The 4,560-nt window shown below is 61.4% G+C and carries 2 protein-coding genes; both read left to right on the forward strand.

Annotated elements, in window-relative coordinates:
• On the forward strand, positions 1-3,422 hold a 3,422-nt coding region (locus B9A19_RS21695; protein ID WP_139799061.1), incomplete at its 5' end, for a non-ribosomal peptide synthetase.
• The coding region (locus tag B9A19_RS21700; RefSeq protein WP_245804402.1) for a condensation domain-containing protein at positions 3,419-4,560 on the forward strand (1,142 nt) is incomplete at its 3' end. The genes B9A19_RS21695 and B9A19_RS21700, both read left to right, overlap by 4 nt.

Genomic DNA, 4,560 nt, shown 5'->3' on the forward strand with positions numbered 1-4,560 from the left:
TGCAACTGGAACGCGTCGGCCGCAATGACAACTTCTTTGAACTCGGTGGCCACTCCCTCTTGGCTGTCAGCCTGATCGAGCGCATGCGGCAACAGCAGCTGCACGCCGACGTACGTGACCTGTTCACTGCAGACAGCCTGGCCGAACTGGCGCGGCATATCGACAGTGCGCAGGCTGGTGCACCGGTTGAAGTGCCGCCGAACCTGATTCCGCAGGATGCGACCCATATCACGCCGAACATGTTGACCTTGGTCGAACTCACGCAGGACGAGATCGACACGATCATCGCGACTGTGCCGGGTGGCGCAGGCAATGTGCAGGACATCTACCCGCTGGCGCCGTTGCAGGAGGGGATTCTGTTCCATCACATGGTGGTGAAGCAGGGGGACACCTATCTGCTGCCCAACCTCTATGCCTTCGCAAGCCGTGAACGGCTGGAACGCTTCCTCGCCTCGGTGCAGATATCGATAGACCGCCACGACATCCTGCGTACCGCTCTGGCTTGGGAAGGCTTGAGTCAGCCAGTGCAGGTGGTGCAGCGTCACACTGTCTTGCAACCGCATTGGCTGAGCCTTGATCCCGCTGAGGGCGAAATTGCCGCACAGCTGCGCGAACTGTGCAACCCGGCAACGACCCGCATTGATATCCGCCAGGCCCCGTTGCTGGCTTGCCATATCGCGGAAGATGCCGGGCACGGACGTTGGTTGTTGCATATCCTGGCCCATCACCTTGCCATTGATCACACCACTCTTGAGCTGCTGGTCGAGGAGTCGGAGGTTATCGAGCAAGGCCGTGCAGCCGATCTGCCCGCACCGCTGCCGTTCCGCAACTTTGTGGCGCAGGCGCGGCTGGGTGTCAGCGCGCAGGAGCACGAAGCGTTCTTCCGCAATATGCTGGGTGGAGTGGACGAGCCGACCGCGCCGTTCGGCCTGCTGGATGTGCAGGGTGACGGACACGATGTGCTCGAAGCCAGCCTGCATTTGCCGGGCGAGCTGTCCCGTGCAATCCGCCAGCAGGCCCGCAGCCATGGCGTCAGTGCCGCCAGCCTGCTGCATCTGGCCTGGGGTCTGGTACTGGCCCGCACCAGTGGCCGGAATGATGTGGTATTCGGTACCGTGCTGTTTGGCCGCATGCAAGGCGGTGAACAGGCTGATCGTGTGATGGGCATGTTCATCAATACACTGCCGCTTTGCCTGTCGATTGGCAGTGATGGTGTAGGTTCAAGCCTCAAGGCGGCGCATCAGCAACTGGCGCGGCTATTGCGCCATGAGCACGCGCCACTTGCGCTGGCACAACGTTGCAGCGGCGTACACGCCCCGGCCCCGTTGTTTACCAGTTTGCTCAATTATCGCCACAGCTCGGAACGCACGGCGGCGGATGGCGAAATTGCCGGCATTACTGACCTGGGTGGCCACGAGCGCACCAACTACCCGCTGACATTGGCGATTGACGACCTGGGCGAAGGCTTCCAGCTCACCGCGCAGGTGGCCCAGCCGATAGCCCCGCAACGCATCTGCGCCTTCATGCAGGCTGCGGTGGAACAGCTGGTTGCAGCGCTGCAACAGCAGCCCAACCAACCGTTGGCACAGCTGGACGTGCTGCCGGGTGAAGAACGGCAGCAAGTCCTCGACGTCTGGAATACGACTGAACAGGCTTACCCGCAGGACGTGTGCCTGCAGCAGCTGATCGAAGCCCAGGTAGACGCCACACCGGATGCGATTGCGGTCAGCCAGGGCGAAGTCCAACTGAGCTACGCCGAACTCAATGCCAGGGCCAACCAGCTGGCGCACCACCTGATCACCCTCGGTGTCGGTCCGGACCGTCGGGTGGCGGTGTGCGTGGAACGCAGTGTGGAGCTGGTGATTGCATTGCTGGCCGTCATCAAGGCGGGTGGGGCGTATGTGCCGCTGGACCCGGCCTATCCGGGTGAGCGGCTGGCCTTCATGCTGGAGGACAGTGCACCTACCGTCATCCTTGCCAAGGGTGATTGGACTCGCGTTGCTGCTGAAGCCGGTGTCGATGTGCCGGTGCTGGATGTGGCGCAAGCCGATGCACCGTGGTTGTCCGCTTCTCTGGACAACCCACCCCGGCTTGGTCTGGGCCAGCATCTGGCCTACGTGATCTACACCTCGGGTTCCACCGGCCGCCCCAAGGCAGCCCAGGTGTTGCGCCAAGGCATGCACAACCTGCTCGACTGGTATATCGACGATGCCGGTCTGCGTGCAGACGATCACATCCTGCTGCTCAGCTCGCACAGCTTCGACCTGACCCAGAAAAACATCTGGGGTCCGTTGCGGGTGGGTGGTCAACTCCACCTGGGTGTTGAACCCTTCCTGCCGGAAGCCATCCTGCAGCAGATCAAGGATGAAGGCATTACCTGGCTGAATATGGCCCCCAGTGCCTTCCATGCACTGGTGGATACCGATGCAAGTGCACTACAAGGCCTGCGCACCGTCGTACTGGGTGGCGAACCCATCCAGACTGCCAAGCTTAAGCAGATTCCGGCACCGCGTCCGCGCTTCATCAACAGCTACGGCCCGACCGAATGCAGTGATGTGGTCAGCTGGTATGTACTGAACGACAACCTCGACCAATACAGCCAGAGCGTGCCGCTGGGCAGGCCGGTCAGGCATGACCGGTTGTACATCCTCAATGAACAGCAGCAAGCCACACCCATCGGTGTGGTCGGGGAAATCTGCGTGGGTGGCATCGGGGTAGGGATTGGTTACTTCAACCAGCCTGAACTCACCGCAGAACGCTTCATCCCGAATCCGTTCAGCACGAACACAGACGCCAAACTCTACAAGACCGGCGACCTCGGTCGCTGGCTGGCGGACGGCACCATCGAGTATCTCGGCCGCAATGACTTCCAGGTCAAGCTCCGTGGCTTCCGTATTGAACTGGGTGAGATCGAAGCCAAGCTCGGCACGGCACAGGATATTCAGGAAGTCGCCGTCCTCGCGCGTGAAGACAGCCCGGGTGACAAGCGACTGGTCGCCTACTACGTCGGTGCGCTGGATGCAGAAGCACTCAGAGCCCACGCCAGTGCCCAGCTGCCGGCCTATATGGTCCCGGCCGCGTATGTCCAGTTGGAATTCTTCCCGCTCACCCCGAATGGCAAGCTGGACCGCAAGGCGCTGCCAGCGCCTTCGGGCGACGCCTGGGTCAGCCGCGGCTATGAAGCACCGGTCGGCCAGATTGAAGAAACGCTCGCCACCTTGTGGGCTGACCTGCTCAAGGTGGAGCGGGTGGGGCGGCAGGACAACTTCTTTGAGTTGGGTGGGCATTCATTGCTCGCGGTCAGTCTGATCGAGCGCATGCGCCAGGCCGGCCTGCATGCCGAAGTAAGCACACTGCTTTCCAGTGCCAATCTGCGTGAACTTGCCGCAGCGACGAAGGAAATTGAGGAGATTTTGCTGTGACCGTTGTTGAACTGTTGTCGCTGCTGGAAGAGAAAGGTATTTCGCTGACCCTGAACGGCGACAACCTCGCCGTGAAAGGCGACAAGAAAGCACTGGCCGATGCATCACTGGTCAGTACCATCCGCGAGAAAAAGCCGGAGCTGATTACCTATCTGCAAGGTGGCGGGCAGGTCAGCGGCGTGGCTGGACAGGTCGTTGTGCCGCCCAACCTGATCACGGCGGATTGCGCGCGAATTACGCCCGATATGCTGACGTTGGCGACGCTGACGCAACCCGAGATCGATGCCGCTGTTTCGGTTGTGGCCGGTGGCGCTGCCAATGTGCAGGACATCTACCCGCTGGCGCCATTGCAGGAAGGCATCCTGTTCCATCACCTGATGGGTGGAGAAGGTGACCCCTACCTGCTGCCCAATTTGTACCGTTTTCCGAGCCGCGCGCGGCTGGATCGCTTTCTGGCCGCAGTACAGGTCGCCATAGATCGCAATGACATCCTGCGTACCGGGCTTGTATGGACCGGGCTGGTACAGCCCATGCAAGTCGTTTGGCGTAGTGCGCGCCTGCCGGTAATCGAGATCACGCTTGACCCGGCGCAGGGCGATCTGGCCCAGCAAATGGAACAGCGCTTTGATCCGGCGCATACCCGCATTGATATTACCCAGGCACCGTTGATGCGCTGCCATATTGCAGAAGAAGCGCCGGGCGGTAGCTGGTTGCTGCACTTTGCTGCGCACCATCTGGCACTCGATCACTCGACGTTTGAAATGCTGATTGCTGAATCAGCTGCGATCGAACAAGGCCGCGAAGCCGAACTGCCGGCCCCGGTGCCGTTCCGCAACTTCGTCGCCCAAGCAAGACTGGGCGTCAGCGAACAGGAACACGAACAGTTCTTCACCGAACTGCTGGGCCACATCGACGAACCGACCGCCCCGTTTGGCCTGCTGGATGTGCAAGGTGACGGCAGCGACGTGCAGGAAGCCAGCCTGCACCTGCCGGATGAACTGTCCAGCCAGATCCGCCAGCAAGCAAGAAGCCACGGCGTCAGCGCCGCCAGCCTGATGCACCTGGCCTGGGCCTTGGTGCTGGCCCGCACCAGCGGGCGGGATGACGTGGTATTCGGCACGGTGTTGCTGGGCCGGAT

Source organism: Andreprevotia lacus DSM 23236 (assembly GCF_900176275.1).
In the GTDB taxonomy this organism is placed as follows: Bacteria; Pseudomonadota; Gammaproteobacteria; order Burkholderiales; family Chitinibacteraceae; genus Andreprevotia; species Andreprevotia lacus.